The sequence below is a fragment of the Pseudomonas fluorescens genome (genome assembly GCF_900215245.1).
Lineage (GTDB): Bacteria > Pseudomonadota > Gammaproteobacteria > Pseudomonadales > Pseudomonadaceae > Aquipseudomonas > Aquipseudomonas fluorescens.
This window is the reverse complement of sequence record NZ_LT907842.1, coordinates 5,202,717-5,220,567: the sequence shown is the minus strand read 5'-3', so window position 1 is coordinate 5,220,567 and position 17,851 is coordinate 5,202,717. Positions and strand designations below refer to the sequence as shown.

Sequence of the window (17,851 nt, the reverse complement as noted above, 5' to 3'; positions counted from 1 at the left end):
CCGCTCCCACATTTGGAACTGGGTACATCAGGCAGAGGGTGGGCAGCTCTTCAGGCTGTACTGGGTCAATCTGGGAGCTGGTATGGGGTCTGCGGCTGGGTATGCCTGATGTATCGAAGTGTCTGCATCGCAGGCAAGCCAGCTCCCACAGAAAAGCAGAGCACTGCGGTGCTGGCAGCTGAACTCGGTCAACATTGTGGGAGCGGGCTTGCTCGCGAAGGCGGCGCATCAGTGACAGATAAGCTGACTGACCCAGCGCATTCGCGAGCAAGCCCGCTCCCACATTTGGAACTGGGTACATCAGGCAGAGGGTCGGCAGCTCTTCAGGCTGTACTGGGTCAATCTGGGAGCGGGTATGGGGTCTGCGGCTGGGTTTGCCTGATGTATCGAGGTGCCTGCATCGCAGGCAAGCCAGCTCCCACAGAAAAGCAGAGCACTGCGGTGCTGGCAGCTGAACTCGGTCAAGATTGTGGGAGCGGGCTTGCTCGCGAAGGCGGCGCATCAGTGACAGATAAGCTGACTGACCCAGCGCATTCGCGAGCAAGCCCGCTCCCACATTTGGAACTGGGTACATCAGGCAGAGGGTCGGCAGCTCTTCAGGCTGTACTGGGTCAATCTGGGAGCTGGTATGGGGTCTGCGGCTGGGTATGCCTGATGTATCGAAGTGTCTGCATCGCAGGCAAGCCAGCTCCCACAGAAAAGCAGAGCACTGCGGTGCTGGTAGCTAAACTCGGTCAACATTGTGGGAGCGGGCTTGCTCGCGAATGCGCTGGGTCAGTTACAAATAAGCCGACTGACCCACCGCTTTCGCGAGCAAGCCCGCTCCCACATTTGGAACTCATTTCATCCGGTAAACGTGGTGTTGCTGTGCTTTTGCTTCTACCACTCAGGTCGGCTTTCAGGCCGCCGTGCTCTGCTTTTGACTTTGATCTGCTGTTGATCTTGATCTGACAGGCCCCGTTAACCACGCTGGCCGAACGCAGGCTTGAATCCGTGGGTAACCCGGCAGGACGCCGGGTTAGCCGCACTGGGCCAGGGATGGCCCATTGCGGCGGCCCACGGATTCAAGCCTGCGTGAGGGCATGCCGAGCCTAAGCGAGGCACCGAGTGGTGGGGCAAAGACCTTTTGGTTACTTTTGGGGCGTTTGCCAAAAGTGACCCGCTGTAAGAGCGGAACCATAGGTGGCCGTGACCGCAGCAACGGATATGTACTCAATCCACCTCCCCCCTCACAGGCTCAAAGCAACCGACCGTCATCCACCTTGAAACATCAGTGAGTACCAGGATTGGCCCGCAAGTGCGCAACCGTCTGTTCCAGCCCTTCCCAGCCCGGCGCATTCGGCGCAAATTGCCCACGCAGGTAAGCCACCAGATCCGCCACTTGGGCAGTGGACAAACTGTCCTTGAAGCCCGGCATATACCCCAAATCCTTGGTCGCCGGCGCGCTGATACCTTGCAGAATCACCTTGATCAAATTATCCGGCTGGTCACTGTGCACATTGGTATTGCTCGCCAATGACGGACTGACACCGAACAGCTTCGGCCCCACGCCATCAGCATGGCACGCCTTGCACGCCCCTTCGAACACCCGACGACCATTCGGATTCGGCACAGCCGCCGCTGCCACACCCTGCACTTGCGCCACCGCTTCGCCGTTGAGCGAAGCCAAATACACCGCCATCGCGCGGATATCCGCCTTGGGCAACTTCGACAGCTCACTCACCACCGGCCCCATCGGCCCCGCCGCCACGCCATGGGCGTCGGAATAACCGGTGCTGAGGTAGCTGAACAACTGCTCTTCAGTCCACGGCGTCGGGGCTTTCGATAAACCGGTCAATGCCGGCGCCTCCCACCCATCGACACGGCCACCGGCGAGGAACGCCTTACCGCCCTTCTCCGCACCCAACAGGTTACGCGGCGAATGGCATGCCGCGCAGTGCCCCAGGCCATTGACCAGATAATTGCCGCGGTTCCACTGCTCACCGCGTTCAGGCTGCGGGGTCATTTCTGCGCGCCTTAAATTCAGCGCATTCCAACCGGCCATCAACGGGCGGATATTGAACGGAAATTTCAGCGCATTCGGCGTCGGCGCCTGGCTCACCGGCGCCTGCGACATGAGGTAGGCATACAGCGCCTGCATGTCCGCCTCGTTGATATTGCGAAACGCCGTATAGGGAAACGCCGGATACAAATTGCGCCCATCGCGGCCAATGCCGTCGCGCATCGCCCGCTCGAATGCCGGGTAGGACCAGGCGCCGATCCCGGTCTTCACGTCGGGGGTGATATTGCTGCTGTACAACGTGCCGAAGGGCGTCTGCATCGCCAGCCCGCCTGCGTTGGTCGCCCCGCCCGGCGCCGTATGGCAGACCGCGCAATCACCCACCGCCGCCAGCAAACGCCCGCGCTCCAGGGTGGCCTTGGACCAGGTGCCGGCACTGGGCGGTGCTATCGGCGCGATTTCAGGCTGAAACGGCCAGGCCGTGGCCAGCACCGCGCCCAAGGTTGCGAACACTGCGCCGAACCACCATTTTTTGCGGGTTACCGGCGACTTGGCAGGTTCGCCCAGCGTCCCGGCGTTCAGCGCGGCCAAGACCCGCTCGGGCGTGATGGGCAGCTCGCGAAAACGAATGCCGGTGGCGTCATAAATCGCATTGGCAATTGCCGCCGCGCTCGGCACCGACGCCGATTCACCGGCGCCCATCGGCGGCTGGTCCTGACGCGGCATCATCAGCACATCGATCTGCGGCACTTCGGGGAACGTCAGGATCGGGTAACCGCCCCACTCCTTGCTTGCCACGGTCGACTCTTCAAAGGTCACGCGCTCTTTGAGCACCCGGCTGGTGGACTGGATCACATTGCCGTGAATCTGATGCTGCACGCCCGCCGGGTTGATCATCATCCCTGAGTCATGGCCGATCACCACGCGCGTTACCGACACGTCGCCGGTCTGCTTATCGATGGCCACATCCGCCACCCAGGCCGCCCAGGCTGCGCCAAAACCGGGGAACTTGCTGTGGATGTAGCGCGCGTAGGCAAAGCCCCGGCCGCGCAGCAGGTGGTCTTCATTGGCGGTTTGCATCGGCGCGGTGCGCGGTGACCAATGGGCGCGTTCAGCCGTGGACTTCACCAAGTCGATGGCGCGCTGATCCTTGAGGTAGCGCAGGCGGTATTCCACTGGGTCGACACCGGCGGCAAACGCCAGTTCGTCGATATAGGATTCGTGGGCAAAGGTATTGGGCAAGGCCGACACGCCGCGCATCCACGACGCGCGCACGATGGGCGCCATGTCGTTGATGGTCACGCGCATATGCTCGATGTCATACGGCGGGATCGAGGTGCGGTCGCCCATCTCGAACATCGCCGCCACCGGCTCGACGCGGCCGGTGAGCAACAGCGCCAGGGTTGGCGCGCCGTTGGAGGGGTAGCTGGTTTCGAAATCATAGGCGGCAATGCTGCCGTCGGCGTTGAGGCCGCCGTCCACATCCATCAACTGCGCCGTGCCCTTGGGCTCCCACAGGTGTTCCTGTTCGCGGGTCAGTTGCACGCGCACCGGCTTGCCCACCGCGCGGGATAACAGCAAGGCATCGGCGCACACATCATCGGCACAATTGCGCCCGTAGCAACCGGCGGCTTCCATGCGGATGACGTCGATCAGGCTTTCGTCGCACTCAAGCAACCAGGCCAGATCCGCCCGTAACAGGTGGGGGTTCTGGCTGCCGGACCACACTCGACTGCCCGTTGCCTGGTAATCAGCCACGCCACACGATGGGCCAATCGAACCATGCATCTGGTACGGCCACAGGTAACTGCGCGGCATGCGCTGGCTGGCGCCGGCCAGGGCGGCATCGACATGGCCCTGGTCAAGCACCGTGCGCCGCACCCGCGGGTTGTCGCGGATGGCCTGCTCGACATCACTCATGTCCGGCAAGGCGTTGTTCCAGGGTTTCCAATGCACCTGTAACGCTTGGGCGGCCTTGATCGCCTGCTCTTCACGCAACGCGACCACGCCGACAAAATCCCGAATCACCACCACCGCGACGATCCCGGGGATATCCGCGATAGACGCCTCGTCCACGCTCAGCAGGCTGTTCCCGACAAAGTCCCCGCAATCCAACCCGGCATACGGCGGGCGAACCACCCGACCATGGAGCATGCCCGGCACGCGCAGGTCGTGCACGTAGGTCAGTTCACCGGTGGCCTTGCCGGGGATATCCACGCGCGCAGCGCCCTGGCCCACCAGACGGTAATCCTCGACAGCCTTCAACGGTGCATCACCGCTGATGCGCAACTGGTCGTGCTGGCCGCTGACCAGTTCACCGTAGGTGGTGCTGCGCCCGTCGTCTGCGCGGATAACCCCGGCTTCAACCTTGAGGCTGCCCGTACTCACTCCCCAACGGCCCGCCGCCCGCGCCAGCAAAAAACGTCGCGCTTCGGCCGCCGCGTTACGCAAGGGAATCGCGGAAATCTGCACAGTCGCACTGGCAATGGTCGCGCCCTGGTTCGGCGCGCGCTCGGTATCCCCCAGCACCATCTTGACTTGGTCCAGGCTCAGGTCCAGCTCTTCGGCGACGATCTGCGCGAGTGAGGTGCGAATGCCGGTGCCCAGATCCACATGGCCATTGAACGCATAGACCACACCATCATCGTTGACGGCGATAAACAGCCCCAGCTCCTTGGGCTTAACTGTGGGCGTGCCGCCCTTGGCCACCGGGCCCGAAGGCGGCAGCACATCATCGACGACCAGCAACACGCCGGCCTTGGCCAGCCACTGGTCACGGGAAAGTGGGGTGTCGGTCATGGTCGGCCATCCACGGTCAAGAGGTGAGCGGCACGCAGCACTGCGCGCAGGATTTCGATATGGGTGCCACAGCGGCAGAGGTTGCCCGAGAGTTCGTTGCGCACCTCGGTTTCACTGGGGTTGGGGTTACGGTCGAGCAAGGCCTTGGCGGTCATGATCATGCCGTTGAGGCAGTAGCCGCATTGCGCGGCCTGTTCATCGATAAACGCCTGTTGCACCGGGTGCGGCGCCTGGCGGGTGCCCAGGCCTTCGAGGGTGACGATCGCTCGCCCTGCCGCACCCGACAAGGGGAACACACAAGAACGCGCCGCCACGCCATCGATGATCACGGTGCAGGCGCCGCACTCACCCAGGCCGCAGCCGTATTTGGCGCCATTGAGCGCCAGGTCATTGCGCAACACCAGCAACAGCGGCGTATCCGCCATGGCGCTGACTTCTCGGGTATCGCCGTTGACCTCAAGCGCTACTGTGATGAGTGGGCTGATCATTCGCTTCGCCTGTATCAGTTGGTGAAGTGCCTACTACACGAAACAGTCAAAAAAAAGCGTCGCCGGCCTGGGGCCTTGCGACACACTTGATGCGTGAAGTGACTACTACATGAACCGAGAGCAAAAACGATGCCAAAGAATGCATACGCACGCGGTGGCGAGCGGACTTGCCTCGCGTGGAGAGGCGAAGCGGCCCCATTCAGGCAGCGTGCTGTGGCGCTGAGAAAGCAGCGCCGGGCTTAGTTCAGGGCTGCCGCGCCGCCCAACGCGCGGCAAGCCGGCTCGCCACAGTTATTCCTGCGGATCGTCGATCATCTTGCGCAGCAGGAACAGCACCGCCACCCGTTCGGCCGGGTTGAGGTTGCTCATCGTCAGCTCGCTGATCTGCGCGGCGCAGGGCACGGTTTGATCTACCAGCACGGCACCGGCAGCGGAAAGATCGACGACCACCTTGCGTTTATCCTGCGGGTCCGGCTCCAGGGTAATCAGCTCCTTGGCCTTTAACCGCTCGACAATACCGCGAATGGTCGCCTGGTCTACGGCGGTGGCCTTGACCAGTTCGGTGAGCGAACTTGCACCGTGATCGCGCAGCGCACACAGGGTGACGAACTGCACGGCAGTGAGTTGGGAGTCGCCGACATTCTGCTGAAAGATCGCCAGGTGGCGCTGGTAGGCCTTGCGCAGCAGGTGGCCAACTTGTTCAGAGAAAACGTAGGAATCAGGCACGGCGGGCTCGGCGGGTGATTAGCAATGGGAGGCATGATGGCGGGGATGATGCATGGACTCAAGCTTCTCACTGAAGAAACCCGGACAACCCTGTGGGAGCGGGCTTGCTCGCGAATGCGCTGGTTCAGCCACTGCATCGGTTAACGGACACACCGCTTTCGCGAGCAAGCCCGCTCCCACCTTTGGATCTTCAGCGCGCCAGTGAGGCGGCTGGCGCAACGACGTCACCGGCAATCACAACAGCCTCATCATCCAGATACACATCACAATGCCGCAGCGGAATGTCCATATGGCATGGCGTCTTGCGTGTGCCGCCCACCTCGGTATTGGGCCCGGTGGAGAACAGGAAATTGCCATAGAACGCCCGCGCGTCCATGCACATGCCGTCGTTCTTGTCATGCAGCCCCATGGCCGTCCACTGCGCCCGTGGCTGCAACCCCCAGCCGATATGAGAGATGCCATACACCTCGGGGTCGTTGAAATACTTCATGTAATCACGCAGGTATTCAGCCTCGAACCCTCCGTGAATAGCCGTGATAAAGCCCTTTTCGATCTCCAGCGTGATTTTCTCGCGCGTATAGGTCTTGAACGGCAGCAGGATGTCGCCGACGTCCAGCACCAGCACGCCCTCGGCGGTTTCTTCATTCGGCCAGGAGAACAGGAAGCCGCTGGGCCAGTGGTCCCAACGCCCCGGCTCATCGGCAAAACCGTACTCGGTCACTGACGGGTATTGCCCCAATGCCGCACGAAAGTCACTGCCGGCGCGGGATTTGACGTGAATCGAGCGCGCCTGTTTGAGCCGTTGCTCGGCCGCCAATACCCGCACCTTGTCTGCTTCGGTGGGCAGCATGCGCGCCAGCACTTCCGGGGGCTCCACGGCCAACAGGATGCGCGTGCCGGTCTTGAGGATCTGCTCCTGCTCCGGCGAGTGCAGCAACATCATGGTGTCGACGATCAGGTCAGCGGCTTCCAGCGCACGCTGGGCGGCGATATTGCCGGTGAGCGCGGTATCGCCGCAGTAGGCGGTCATGTCATTGCCCATCGCCTTGGGATGGTTGAACGCCGGCAGCTCCACCGCATACACCTTGGCCCCCAGGCGCTGCGCTGCATCCATCGCGGCGCGCACGGTGCGCGGGTCGGAGTAATGGCTCTTGAGCACGGCAACGCTTTGGGTCGGGTCGACCTTCGACAGCGTCAACACGTGTTCAAACATCTGGGTCAGTTCGCAATCGCTTACCGGCATTTTCCTGTCTCCTGTTGGGCTGCACCACGTTCAAGCACTGCGCTTCACTTTAGTGCAATTTTATAGCGTATACGCCAATTAATAACGATAAGACCTGAATTACTGGCGGACTGCAAGCAGCGCGCCACAACGTTACCATACGAAACAAACCCAACAGATAAAGGGATAAAAGCTTTACAGATGACAATTGCTCGCCAAAAATTATTTTGCGAGCACAGGCTTCCCATTTCAAAAAATGAGTGTATACACTTTAAAAACCTTGCGGACAGACGCCGCCGGAAATCACCAAGAGAGAGGATCACGCCCCATGGGAAGCACACAAAAAATCGCTATCGTCGGTGCCGGCCTGGGCGGCGCCGCAGCGGCCACCCTGTTGCAGCAAGCCGGTTTTGACGTCGACATCTACGAGCAGGCGCCAGCGTTTTCCCGGTTGGGCGCGGGGATCCACATGGGCCCCAACATCATGAAAATCTTTCGCCGCATGGGCATCGAACAACAGCTGGACCTGATGGGCTCACACCCCGAGCACTGGTTCAGCCGTTGCGGCGAAACCGGCGATTACCTCTCGCGCATTCCCCTCACTGGCTACGGTGCTTCCTACATCACCGTGCACCGTGGCGACCTGCACGCCTTGCAAATGTCCACCCTCAAACCCGGCACGCTGCATTTCAACAAACGCCTGGAAACCCTCGAGGAAACCGACACCCAGGTGCGCCTGACCTTTGCCGACGGTGAAGTGACCTACGCCGACATCGTGATCGGCGCCGACGGCATCAATTCGAAGATTCGCGAAGAACTGCTCGGCGTGGAAAAACCGCTGTACAGCGGCTGGGTGGCGCACCGCGCGCTGATCCGTGGCGACCAACTGGCCAAGTACGACCTCAGGTTCGAAGACTGCATCAAGTGGTGGACCGAAGACCGTCACATGATGGTCTATTACACCACCGGCAAACGTGACGAGTACTACTACGTCACCGGCGTGCCCCATGCCGAATGGGACTTCCAGGGCGCGTTCGTCGACAGCAGCCGCGAAGAGATGTTTGCTGCCTTCAAGGGCTATCACCCCACCGTGCAGGCACTGATCGAGTCCACCGAAAGCGTGACCAAGTGGCCGCTGCGCAACCGCAACCCGTTACCGCTGTGGAGCCGTGGCCGCCTGGTATTGCTGGGAGACGCCTGCCACCCGATGAAGCCGCACATGGCCCAGGGCGCCGGCATGGCCATCGAAGATGCCGCCATGCTCACGCGCTGCCTGCAGGAAACCGGAATCAGCGATTACCGCACGGCGTTCGAGCTGTATGAAGCCAACCGCAAGGAACGCGCGTCCCGCGTGCAGGCGGTGTCCAACGCCAACACCTGGCTGCGCGCCCAGGAAGACCCGGCCTGGGTCTACGGCTATGACCTGTACGCCCAGGAACTGAAGTCGGGGGTGGCCGCGTGAGCACCTTTTTGTATGGCGGTAACGTCCAGGCCAATGGCATTCGCCAGCACTACTTGCGTTACGGCGGCAAAGGCCCGGCGCTGATCCTGATCCCGGGCATCACCAGCCCGGCGATTACCTGGGGGTTTGTCGCGCAGCGCCTGGGCGCGCAGTTCGACACCTATGTGCTGGATGTACGCGGACGCGGCCTGTCGTCCACCGGCCCCGAGCTGGATTACAGCGCGGACACCTGCGCCGAGGATATCGGTGCGTTTGCCGATGCGCTGAACCTCGACCGCTACCACTTGGTCGGCCATTCCATGGGCGCGCGCTTTGCCGTGCGCAGTGCCGTCAAACATCCCCAGGGCGTAAACCGCGTGGTGCTGATCGACCCGCCGGTGTCTGGCCCCGGTCGGCGTGAATACCCGAGCAAACTGCCGTGGTACGTCGATTCGATCCGCCAATCCCTGCTTGGAATGGATGCCGAGGCGATGCGCGCTTTCTGCGCCACCTGGACGCAAGAGCAACTGCAGCTGCGCGCCGAATGGCTGCACACCTGCTATGAACCCGCCATCGTGCGCGCCTTCAATGACTTTCACACGGTGGACTTCCACCAGGACCTGCCCCACCTCAAGGCCCCTGCCCTGTTGATGGTGGCCGGACGCGGCGGGGTGATCCTCGACGAAGACGTCGCCGAAATCCAGGACCTGCAACCGGCCATCCAGGTCGCCCGCGTACCCAACGCCGGGCACATGATTCCGTGGGATGACCTCGAGGGTTTCTTCCACGCCCTCGGCGACTTCCTCACACAATAAGAATGGAGACCACCATGCAGAAGCCTTACCGCATCGGCCAGATCGTGCCGAGTTCCAACACCACCATGGAAACCGAGATCCCGGCGATGCTCACCGCGCGCCAGGCGATTCGCCCCGAGCGCTTTACCTTTCACTCCAGCCGCATGCGCATGAAGCAAGTTCGCAAAGAAGAACTGGCGGCGATGGACGGCGAATCCGACCGCTGTGCCGTTGAACTGTCCGACGCCAAGGTCGACGTGCTGGGTTACGCCTGCCTGGTGGCGATCATGGCCATGGGGCTCGGTTATCACCGCAACGCCGAGCAGCGCCTGCGCAAGGCCACGGCGGATAACGATGCCAACGCCCCGGTCATTACCAGCGCCGGTGCGCTGATCGAAGGCTTGAAAGTCATGGGCGCCAAGCGCATCGCGATTGTCGCGCCGTACATGAAGCCGCTGACCGAGCTGGTGGTGAACTACATCCGCGAAGAAGGCTTTGACGTGGTCGACTGGCGCGCCCTGGAGATCCCCGACAACCTCGACGTGGCGCGCCACGACCCGGCCAACCTGCCGGCCATCGTCGCCGGTATGAACCTGCAAGGCGTCGACGTGATCGTGCTCTCGGCCTGCGTGCAGATGCAATCGCTGCCGGTGGTGGCCAAGGTCGAGGCGCAAACCGGCAAACCGGTGCTCACCGCCGCCATCGCTACCACCTACGCCATGCTCAAGGCGCTCGACCTGGAGCCGATCGTTCCAGGTGCCGGCGCCCTGCTCTCCGGCGCCTATTGAGGAGTTTTGCGATGAGCGAACAATCCGCCGACGCCAACTACCAGGGCGTATGGGGCAACCGCATTGGCTTTGGCAAAAAAGCCGCGCTGCTGATGATCGACTTCATGCAGGGCTACACCACCGAAGGCGCGCCGCTATACGCCCCCGAGGTTGCAATTGCCGTGACTGAAAGCGTCGAACTGTTGGTCACTGCCCGCAAGCACGGGATTGCGGTGGTGCACACCAATATCCGCTACCATCCCGGCCATTTCGCCGACGGCGGTATCTGGGTCAAGAAAGCCCCGGTGATGAAGGACATGGTCGACGGCAACCCACTCGCGGCGTTCTGCCCCGAGGTCTTGCCCCGGGCCGATGAAGTGGTGATCACCAAGCAATACGCCAGTGCATTTTTCGGCAGCAGCCTGGCCCCGATGCTGCACGCCCAAGGCATCGACACCGTGGTGCTGGCCGGCTGTTCCACGAGCGGCTGCATTCGTGCCACCGCAGTGGATGCGGTGCAACACGGGTTTCGCACCATCGTCGTGCGCGAATGCGTCGGCGACCGACACCCCGCCCCCCACGAAGCCAACTTGTTCGATATCGACAGCAAGTATGGCGACGTGGTGAGCAAGCAAGAGGCGATGCGCAAGTTCAGGGAGCAATAAGACGTTATTAAGAACTGCGCCATAGAGCGTGGTCTTGAAAAAACTGAGGTCCGGCCTGGAAATGCATTCACCTAATGGGAGCTCGCCCGAGGTGAATGCCCAACCAAAAATACCTCAGTCTTCTGACACTGCCTTTGGAAGTCGCTTTTACAGCACTCCGAAGTGCTCGAACAAAAGCGGCTGTATAAAAACCATAAGCCACCGCCGGGAGACACCCCAATGCCCATTGCGAATGCAGCGTCCGCGACCACGGTCGCCGACCCCGTTACCACGCTGTACCACAAGATCACCTGGAAGCTGATTCCGTTCCTGTGTTTCTGCTACCTGGCCGCCTACCTCGACCGCATCAACATCGGCTTCGCCAAGTTGCAGATGCTCGACCAGCTGCACTTCAGCGAAACCGCGTTTGGCCTCGGCGCCGGCTTGTTCTTCGTCGGCTACATCCTCTTTGAAGTGCCGAGCAACCTGATCCTGGAACGGGTCGGCGCGAAGCTCTGGATCGCGCGCATCATGATCACCTGGGGCCTGCTCTCGGCCTGCACCATGCTGGTCACCTCCACCACCCAGTTCTACATCCTGCGCTTTCTGCTCGGCGCCGCCGAAGCGGGCTTTTTGCCCGGCGTGCTGTATTACCTCACCACCTGGTTCCCCACCCATCGGCGCGGGCGCATCATCGCGCTGTTCATGATCGGCCTGCCGCTGTCCAGCGTGATTGGCGGCCCGCTGTCCGGCTGGATCATGGGCCACTTCGACAACATGGGCGGGTTGCGTGGTTGGCAGTGGCTGTTTCTGATTGAAGCGGTGCCCAGTGTGTTGCTCGGCGTGCTGACCTTCTGGGCGCTGCCTAACAGCTTCCAGCAAGCCAAATGGCTGTCGGACGAGGAAAAGGCCTTGCTTGAAAGCGAACTGCGCAAGGACGACGCCGACGCAAGCGGCAGCAAGCACAGCTTCCGCGATGGGTTCTTCAACCTCAAAGTGTGGATGCTCGGCGGTATCGACTTTTCGATCCTGCTCAGCGCCTATGCCATGGGGTTCTGGATGCCGACATTCATCCGCAATGCGGGCATTACCGATACTTTCCATATCGGCATACTCACCGCATTGCCGAGTGTGGCGGCCTTGCTCGGCATGCTGCTGATCGGCGCCAGCTCGGACAAACACCGTGAACGCCGCTGGCACATCATCGTGCCGTTCCTGATCGGCGCAGCAGCGATGGCCACCAGCACATTCTTCACCCACAACGTGGTTGCGACGGTGCTGTTGTTCGCCATCGCCTCGGCCGCGATTATCGGCGCCGTACCGGTGTTTTTCAGCCTGCCGGCGACCTTTCTCAAAGGCACGGCGGCGGCCACCGGTTTCGCCCTGGCGTGCTCGCTGGCGAATATCGCCGGCCTGGTGAGCAACTCGTTGATGGGCGTGGCGATCGACGTCACAGGCAGCAGCGCCGGCGCCTTGTGGTTCTTCGCCGGCTGCCTGATCCTCAGCAGCTTCCTGGTCATCGCCTTGCCGGCGAAACTGGTGAACCGTTAACAACAACCATTCTTGCGGATGAATCACCATGCAAGCTTTCCTTAAATGCTGTGCGCTGTTTGTCGCCGTCGGCCTGTGTACCGGCACTGCGCAGGCGGCCGAAAAAGTCATTTTCGACACCGACTTCAACGTGCTCAACGATGACGGCCAGGCCTTTATCATGCTTGCCCAGTTGCATGCGCAAAAACGCATCGACCTGCTGGGCATGACCCTGGTCAGCGGCAATGCCTGGGTCGACCAGGAGCAAGTCGATGCCCTCAAGGCCGTGGAACGCATGGGCGTGGAAAAAGAGGTGGGCGTCTACTCGGGCGCCGCCTACCCGCTGCTGCATGACTACACCACCTACGAGGCCGAGAAAGCGTTGTTTGGCGCCGGCTGGCCGGGCGCGTTCAAACACCCGCGCCCTACCTCGCCCTCGCAACTGATCGCGCCACCGGATGGCCTGGCCACTCACACCCAACTGCGCAGCGAGACCGCCGCGCAGTTCATCGTGCAAAGCGTGCGGGCCAACCCGCACCAAGTGACCATTCTCGCCGTCGGCCCGTTGACCAACGTCGCCCTGGCGATTCGCTCGGCGCCGGACATCGTGCCGCTGATCAAGCGCATCGTGTACATGGGCGGCGCCCTGGAGATCCCGGGCAACACCACGCCGGCGGCGGAATTCAACTGGTGGTTCGATCCCGAGGCCGCGAAGATCGTGTTGCGCTCACCGATCGAACACGTGATTTTCCCGAATGATGTGTGCGAGAAAGTCACCTTCGACAAATCGGTTTACCAGCGCGTGATTGCCCAGAAAGGCGCGATTGCCGACCTCTACCAGCACGAGTTCGGGCCGCTGTTCGACAAAGACCCGAGCTACCACAGCTTTACCTGGGACAGTTTGCCCGCACTGTTCCTGGTCAACCCGCAAATCGTCACCGAATCCCGCGAGTTGTGGGTGGACGTAGACGCGACCTTCGGCGCCGACTACGGCCGCGCACTGGGCTACAAAAAAGGCGCACCGGTCGGTACGCAGAAAGCCAACGTGGTGTTTGGCGTCGATCAGCAGAAGTTCTGGGACGGCTACGTCAACCTCGTGACATTGCCAACCCCGGTCAAACACTGACCGGCGGATCGCTCCCACCTGGCGTGGGAGCGACCATCCTTTCAGTCACGAACGGCCCGGCGTTGGATTGAGGCACGCCTGCAGAATGCCGGACAACTTAAGCGCCACCGCATTGGCCTGCTGCGCCGTCACCACATTGGTAAAACCCATCAACAAGCCTTGCTCGCGCCCCGGTTCAAGCATCCACTGCGACAACGCTTGAAGGGCAAGGCCTTCGCGATTCGCCGCCTCGGCGACAACGTGATCCGGCACCGCCACCACCAACCGCGCCAACAGATTAATTCCCCCGGCTTGCTCATCCACGCGCAAAAACGCCGCGCAATGCACGCGCAACGCCTCCACTAAAAACCCTCGGCGCTGCGCATACAAAAGGCGCATCTTTTTCAGGTGGCGGGTGAAATGGCCCTGTTCCAGAAAATCCGCCGCCGCCAGTTGCAATAACTGCGCACTGCGCTGTTGCAACGCGTGGGCGCTGTGCTCGAAGGCCTCCACCAGTTGCGCGGGCACCACCAGATAGCCCAGGCGCAACCCCGGAAACAGCATTTTGCTGAAGCTCCCGACATGGATCACCCGGTCTTGCACATCCTGACTCTTGAGCGCCGCCAACGGCTGCCCCTGGTAGCGAAACTCACTGTCGTAATCATCCTCGACCACCCAACTGCCCTGCTCCTGCGCCCAGGCCAGCAAAGCCTGCCGCCGCGCCCGGCTCAACGCCACGCCCAGGGGGCTCTGATGGGCTGGGGTCACGACCGCCAGTCGCGCCTGACGATCACGCTGCATGCCTTGTTCGACATCCAGCCCATCCCGATCCACCGGCACCGGCACCAGCTCAACGCCTTGATGGATCAATAGCTGCCGTGCGTGCAAATAACCCGGGTCTTCATACCAGCAACGCTGCCCTGCCATCTGCAGCGCATCGCACACCAGCGTCAGGCACCCCGCATAGCCTGAGCACACAAATACCTGCTGTGGCGTACATTCCACGCCCCGGTACAACGCCAGGTAGCTGGCAATCGCCACACGCAACGCCTGAGCGCCACGCACGTCGCCCATGCCCAGGCTGTCGGCATCGGTACGGCGCACCTGCCGGGTGACCAGTCGTGCCCACAGTTTGCGCGGGAACGCATCCAGCGCCGGCTGACCCATTTGCAACGCCGGGGTTGCCGAGGCCTGCGGCAGTGCGGCCGGCTGCGGTTTCATCGCCACCTGCGGCAATGCCCTGGAAATGACGGTACCCGCCTGCCCCCGCGCCTCAAAAAAACCCTCACTGACCAACAGTTGATAAGCCGCTTCCACCGTTCCGCGCGCCACCTTGAGTTCCAGCGCAAGGCTGCGCACCGACGGCACGCGATCACCCGGGCCAAGCTGGCCCTGATCAATGGCCAGCCGAAAGCGGCGGTAGATTTCCTGGTATTTGGGCAGTGACGACATCGCTAACAGGCTCGGCAGAATGACAAAGCGGAGTCTGATCATGTCCCAACCCACTTGTCCAATCATGCCCCTGTTGAGTGGCCGTGCCGCCACCGAAAATGGCGCATCCCTTACGCAAACAAGGATCGCCCATGAAACACCGTCTCGATTACGCCAAAGCCGCCCCTGCAGGTTACAAAGCCCTGGGATCAGTGCACAGCTATATCCATGGCTGCGGCCTGGAGAAAGAATTGATTGAACTGGTGTACCTGCGGGTCTCGCAACTCAACGGCTGCGCTTATTGCCTGGACTCGCATTCGCGCGACCTGCTCAAGCAAGGCGTGAGCCTGGAAAAAATCATGCTACTGGCCGCCTGGCACGAAGCCTTGCCGCTGTTCACCGCGCGTGAACGTGCCGCCCTGGCCTGGGCCGAGGTGGTCACCCAGGTCGCGCAAACCCAAGTGCCGCAAGCGGATTACGTCAGCGTGGCGGCAATGTTCAGCGAGAAGGAAGTCGCTGACCTGACCCTGGCGATTTCGCTGATGAACGCCTTGAACCGCGTCGCCATCAGCTTTCGCAAAGTGCCGACGGCGGTCAAGGCCCATCAGGAGCACCTCAACGATGAATGAGCATGTCGAATTCGTGCCGATGGAAACCGAGGCCGACTGCATCGCCAGCTTTGCGCTGATGCAGCAACTGCGGCCGCACCTGACCGACGCCATCAGCTTCGCGGAACAAGTCCAGCGCCAGCGCCAAAATGGCTACCACTTGCTGGCCGCGCGCGAGCACGGCCGGGTCATCGGCCTGGCCGGCTACCGGCTGACCGAAAACACCCTCTACGGGCGGTTTATCTATGTCGATGACCTGGTGGTCGATGCGGCGTTGCAACGTCGACGCCTGGGTGAGCAACTGCTCGAACGGGTGCGCGAAGAAACCCGCGCCCGGGGTTATCGCTACCTGGTGTTGGACACCGGCATGCACATGGCCCTGGCCCAGCGTTTCTACTTCCGTCAAGGCCTGCTGCCGCGCGGTATGCATTTCTCCCAGGATTTGAGCCAATGACCCGCGCCCTGTTGCTCAGCTTCAGCCCCCACGGCAAGGCCGCGCAGACCTTCCAGCTGGCTCGCGCGCTGCTGAATGACTGGGTGCCGGGCGCCGAGGTCATCGAGCGCGATTACGGCGGCCAGGCATTGCCGCCGCTGACCCGCGAGTATGCGAATGCACTCACCACGCCTGGCGGATTGAGCGGCGACGCGACCGCGTTGTCGGAACAATTGATTGTTGAGCTGGAAGCCTGTGACCTGCTGATCCTCTGCACCCCGGTGCACAATTTCACTGTGCCGGCGGCGCTCAAGGGCTGGATCGACCATGTGGTGCGTATTCATCGCAGTTTCACGGTGAATGCACAGTTCGAAAAAGTCGGACTGCTCAAGGATCGGCGCACGTTTGTGCTGGTCAGTTGCGGCAATTCACGCAAGGGGCATGAGCCGGATTTCCTCACACCGTATCTGACCGCGATCCTGTCGACGGTGGGCATCCGCAGGGTCGATTTCGTCTACCTGGGCGCGATGGTGCGCGGTGAAGAGGCGGTCGCTCTGGCGGTGGAACAGGCACACCGACAATTGTCGCAGGCAATCAGCACTGGCCTATAAAATTAATGGCGCTAGAATCAGCGCCATTCTTGCACCCGCCTCTCTGATACGAGCCGCCCATGAGCTTTAATTTCGACACGATCCACCCCCGCCTCGGCACCGGCAGCACCAAGTGGAGCCGCTACCCGCAAGACATCTTGCCGATGTGGATCGCCGACATGGATATCGCCGCGCCACCGGCAATATTGCAAGCGCTGCATGCTCGCCTGGACCAGCAAATCCTCGGCTACAGCGTCGCCGGCCCGGACGTGCGTGAAGCCATCGTCGCTGACCTGTGGGCCAAATACGCCTGGCGCGTGCAGCCTGAAGAGCTGTTGTTCCTGCCCGGCGTGGAGCCCGGCTTTAATATGGCCCTGCATGCGTTTGTGCAACCTGGCCAACCGGTGGTGCTGCAAACCCCCAATTACCGGCCGATACGCTTGGCACCTGGCCACTGGAACCTGCCGCGTATCGAAGTGCCGTTCGACCTGATCAACGGCGAATACCTCACGCCAATGCCCGCGATGCGCCAGGCACTGACCGGCGCCGGTGCACTGTTGCTGAGCAACCCGCACAACCCCATGGGCAAAGTGTTCCCCCGCGAAGAACTGCTCGCGGTGGCCAACGCCTGCCTGGAAAACGGCGCGCTGATCATCAGCGACGAAATCCATGCCGAACTGTGTTTCGATGGCCGCCGCCACATCCCGACCGCCAGCCTCAGCCCTGAAATCGCCCAGCGCACCATTACCCTGATGTCGGCGAGCAAGGCCTACAACGTCGCTGGTTTGAAGACCTGCTTCGCCGTGGTGCAAAACGCCGAGGTGCGCGAGCGCTTCAATAATGCCCGCTGCGGCATGGTCGACAGTGTCAGCCCGCTGGGCCTGGAAGCCACCCGCGCGGCCTACAGCCAATGCAGCGACTGGCTGGACGCGCTGGTGCATTACCTGCAAGCCAACCGTGACTACCTGCTTGATGCCGTGCACACCCGTTTGCCGGGTGTGGTGATGCATGCCCCGCAAGGCACCTTCCTGGCGTGGCTGGATTGCAGCGCGCTTGGCCTGGACGACCCGCAGCAGTTCTTCCTCGAACAGGCCAAGGTCGGCTTGAGCGCAGGCATCGAATTCGGCGATGACAGCCAGCAGTTTGTACGCCTGAACTTCGGCTGCCCACGGGCGATGCTCGAAGAAGGCCTGCAACGCATGGCGCACGCACTGCGTCACCGTTAGGGCGCAATTCACAACGTTTCGCAACGAGTGCCGAACCCCTGCTGTTAC

The 17,851-nt window shown here is 61.9% G+C and carries 15 protein-coding genes; 10 read left to right on the top strand and 5 right to left on the bottom strand.

Annotated elements, in window-relative coordinates:
• Positions 1–1,270 precede the first annotated feature (1,270 nt).
• The 4 genes from CPH89_RS24230 to CPH89_RS24215 form a co-directional block, all read right to left on the bottom strand.
• Entirely contained in the window at positions 1,271–4,798 is a 3,528-nt protein-coding gene (locus tag CPH89_RS24230) for a molybdopterin cofactor-binding domain-containing protein (RefSeq protein ID WP_053256238.1), read from the bottom strand.
• Positions 4,795–5,286 (bottom strand): (2Fe-2S)-binding protein, encoded by a 492-nt coding sequence (locus CPH89_RS24225; protein WP_053256239.1) that lies wholly within the window; start codon positions 5,284–5,286, stop codon positions 4,795–4,797. The genes CPH89_RS24230 and CPH89_RS24225 overlap by 4 nt, the downstream gene beginning before the upstream one ends.
• Before the next feature lie 291 nt (positions 5,287–5,577).
• On the bottom strand, positions 5,578–6,012 hold the full coding sequence (locus CPH89_RS24220) for a MarR family winged helix-turn-helix transcriptional regulator (RefSeq protein ID WP_053256240.1): 435 nt from the start codon (positions 6,010–6,012) through the stop codon (positions 5,578–5,580).
• Positions 6,013–6,202: 190 nt separating this feature from the next.
• Positions 6,203–7,255 carry a 2,5-dihydroxypyridine 5,6-dioxygenase gene (locus CPH89_RS24215; protein ID WP_053256241.1) on the bottom strand — a complete coding sequence of 351 codons (1,053 nt, stop codon included), beginning with the start codon at positions 7,253–7,255 and terminating at the stop codon, positions 6,203–6,205.
• A 307-nt stretch (positions 7,256–7,562) separates the two neighbouring features.
• Here CPH89_RS24215 and CPH89_RS24210 point away from each other — a divergent pair, with 307 nt between their 5' ends.
• The 6 genes from CPH89_RS24210 to CPH89_RS24185 all read left to right on the top strand — a co-directional run bounded on the left by CPH89_RS24210 (position 7,563) and on the right by CPH89_RS24185 (position 13,536).
• Positions 7,563–8,696 carry an FAD-dependent monooxygenase gene (locus CPH89_RS24210; protein ID WP_053256242.1) on the top strand — a complete coding sequence of 378 codons (1,134 nt, stop codon included), beginning with the start codon at positions 7,563–7,565 and terminating at the stop codon, positions 8,694–8,696.
• Complete coding sequence (locus CPH89_RS24205) at positions 8,693–9,490, top strand: alpha/beta fold hydrolase (protein WP_053256243.1); 798 nt, start codon at positions 8,693–8,695, stop codon at positions 9,488–9,490. The genes CPH89_RS24210 and CPH89_RS24205 overlap by 4 nt, the downstream gene beginning before the upstream one ends.
• A 14-nt stretch (positions 9,491–9,504) precedes the next feature.
• Positions 9,505–10,257: a maleate cis-trans isomerase family protein gene (locus CPH89_RS24200; RefSeq protein ID WP_053256244.1), complete on the top strand. Its 753-nt coding sequence runs from the start codon at positions 9,505–9,507 to the stop codon at positions 10,255–10,257.
• Positions 10,258–10,268: 11 nt separating this feature from the next.
• Positions 10,269–10,901 (top strand): N-carbamoylsarcosine amidohydrolase, encoded by a 633-nt coding sequence (locus CPH89_RS24195; RefSeq protein ID WP_053256245.1) that lies wholly within the window; start codon positions 10,269–10,271, stop codon positions 10,899–10,901.
• Positions 10,902–11,120: 219 nt separating this feature from the next.
• Positions 11,121–12,431 (top strand): MFS transporter, encoded by a 1,311-nt coding sequence (locus CPH89_RS24190; protein WP_053256246.1) that lies wholly within the window; start codon positions 11,121–11,123, stop codon positions 12,429–12,431.
• A 28-nt stretch (positions 12,432–12,459) separates the two neighbouring features.
• On the top strand, positions 12,460–13,536 hold the full coding sequence (locus CPH89_RS24185) for a nucleoside hydrolase (protein ID WP_053256247.1): 1,077 nt from the start codon (positions 12,460–12,462) through the stop codon (positions 13,534–13,536).
• Positions 13,537–13,581: 45 nt separating this feature from the next.
• On the opposite strand, the gene pdxR is transcribed toward CPH89_RS24185, so the two are convergent.
• On the bottom strand, positions 13,582–14,967 hold the full coding sequence (gene pdxR, locus CPH89_RS24180; protein WP_053256530.1) for a MocR-like pyridoxine biosynthesis transcription factor PdxR: 1,386 nt from the start codon (positions 14,965–14,967) through the stop codon (positions 13,582–13,584).
• Between the two features lie 131 nt (positions 14,968–15,098).
• On the opposite strand from pdxR, the gene CPH89_RS24175 reads away from it, so the two are divergent.
• The 4 genes from CPH89_RS24175 to CPH89_RS24160 are packed head-to-tail and all read left to right on the top strand — an operon-like array spanning position 15,099 to position 17,803.
• Entirely contained in the window at positions 15,099–15,575 is a 477-nt protein-coding gene (locus tag CPH89_RS24175; protein WP_053256248.1) for a carboxymuconolactone decarboxylase family protein, read from the top strand.
• Positions 15,568–16,008, top strand: coding sequence for a GNAT family N-acetyltransferase (locus CPH89_RS24170; RefSeq protein WP_053256249.1), 441 nt, complete (start codon positions 15,568–15,570; stop codon positions 16,006–16,008). The genes CPH89_RS24175 and CPH89_RS24170 overlap by 8 nt, the downstream gene beginning before the upstream one ends.
• Complete coding sequence (locus CPH89_RS24165) at positions 16,005–16,598, top strand: FMN-dependent NADH-azoreductase (RefSeq protein WP_053256250.1); 594 nt, start codon at positions 16,005–16,007, stop codon at positions 16,596–16,598. The genes CPH89_RS24170 and CPH89_RS24165 overlap by 4 nt, the downstream gene beginning before the upstream one ends.
• Positions 16,599–16,657: 59 nt before the next feature.
• Entirely contained in the window at positions 16,658–17,803 is a 1,146-nt protein-coding gene (locus CPH89_RS24160) for a MalY/PatB family protein (protein ID WP_053256251.1), read from the top strand.
• Positions 17,804–17,851 lie beyond the last annotated feature (48 nt).

What these genes read in the sequence shown, in the direction of transcription:
- CPH89_RS24230 (WP_053256238.1), bottom strand. Translation starts at nt 4,798, where the DNA reads ATGACCGACACCCCACTTTCCCGTGACCAGTGGCTGGCCAAGGCCGGC.
- CPH89_RS24225 (WP_053256239.1), bottom strand. Translation starts at nt 5,286, where the DNA reads ATGATCAGCCCACTCATCACAGTAGCGCTTGAGGTCAACGGCGATACC.
- CPH89_RS24215 (WP_053256241.1), bottom strand. Translation starts at nt 7,255, where the DNA reads ATGCCGGTAAGCGATTGCGAACTGACCCAGATGTTTGAACACGTGTTG.
- CPH89_RS24210 (WP_053256242.1), top strand. Translation starts at nt 7,563, where the DNA reads ATGGGAAGCACACAAAAAATCGCTATCGTCGGTGCCGGCCTGGGCGGC.
- CPH89_RS24200 (WP_053256244.1), top strand. Translation starts at nt 9,505, where the DNA reads ATGCAGAAGCCTTACCGCATCGGCCAGATCGTGCCGAGTTCCAACACC.
- CPH89_RS24195 (WP_053256245.1), top strand. Translation starts at nt 10,269, where the DNA reads ATGAGCGAACAATCCGCCGACGCCAACTACCAGGGCGTATGGGGCAAC.
- CPH89_RS24190 (WP_053256246.1), top strand. Translation starts at nt 11,121, where the DNA reads ATGCCCATTGCGAATGCAGCGTCCGCGACCACGGTCGCCGACCCCGTT.
- CPH89_RS24185 (WP_053256247.1), top strand. Translation starts at nt 12,460, where the DNA reads ATGCAAGCTTTCCTTAAATGCTGTGCGCTGTTTGTCGCCGTCGGCCTG.
- pdxR (WP_053256530.1), bottom strand. Translation starts at nt 14,967, where the DNA reads ATGTCGTCACTGCCCAAATACCAGGAAATCTACCGCCGCTTTCGGCTG.
- CPH89_RS24175 (WP_053256248.1), top strand. Translation starts at nt 15,099, where the DNA reads ATGAAACACCGTCTCGATTACGCCAAAGCCGCCCCTGCAGGTTACAAA.
- CPH89_RS24170 (WP_053256249.1), top strand. Translation starts at nt 15,568, where the DNA reads ATGAATGAGCATGTCGAATTCGTGCCGATGGAAACCGAGGCCGACTGC.
- CPH89_RS24165 (WP_053256250.1), top strand. Translation starts at nt 16,005, where the DNA reads ATGACCCGCGCCCTGTTGCTCAGCTTCAGCCCCCACGGCAAGGCCGCG.
- CPH89_RS24160 (WP_053256251.1), top strand. Translation starts at nt 16,658, where the DNA reads ATGAGCTTTAATTTCGACACGATCCACCCCCGCCTCGGCACCGGCAGC.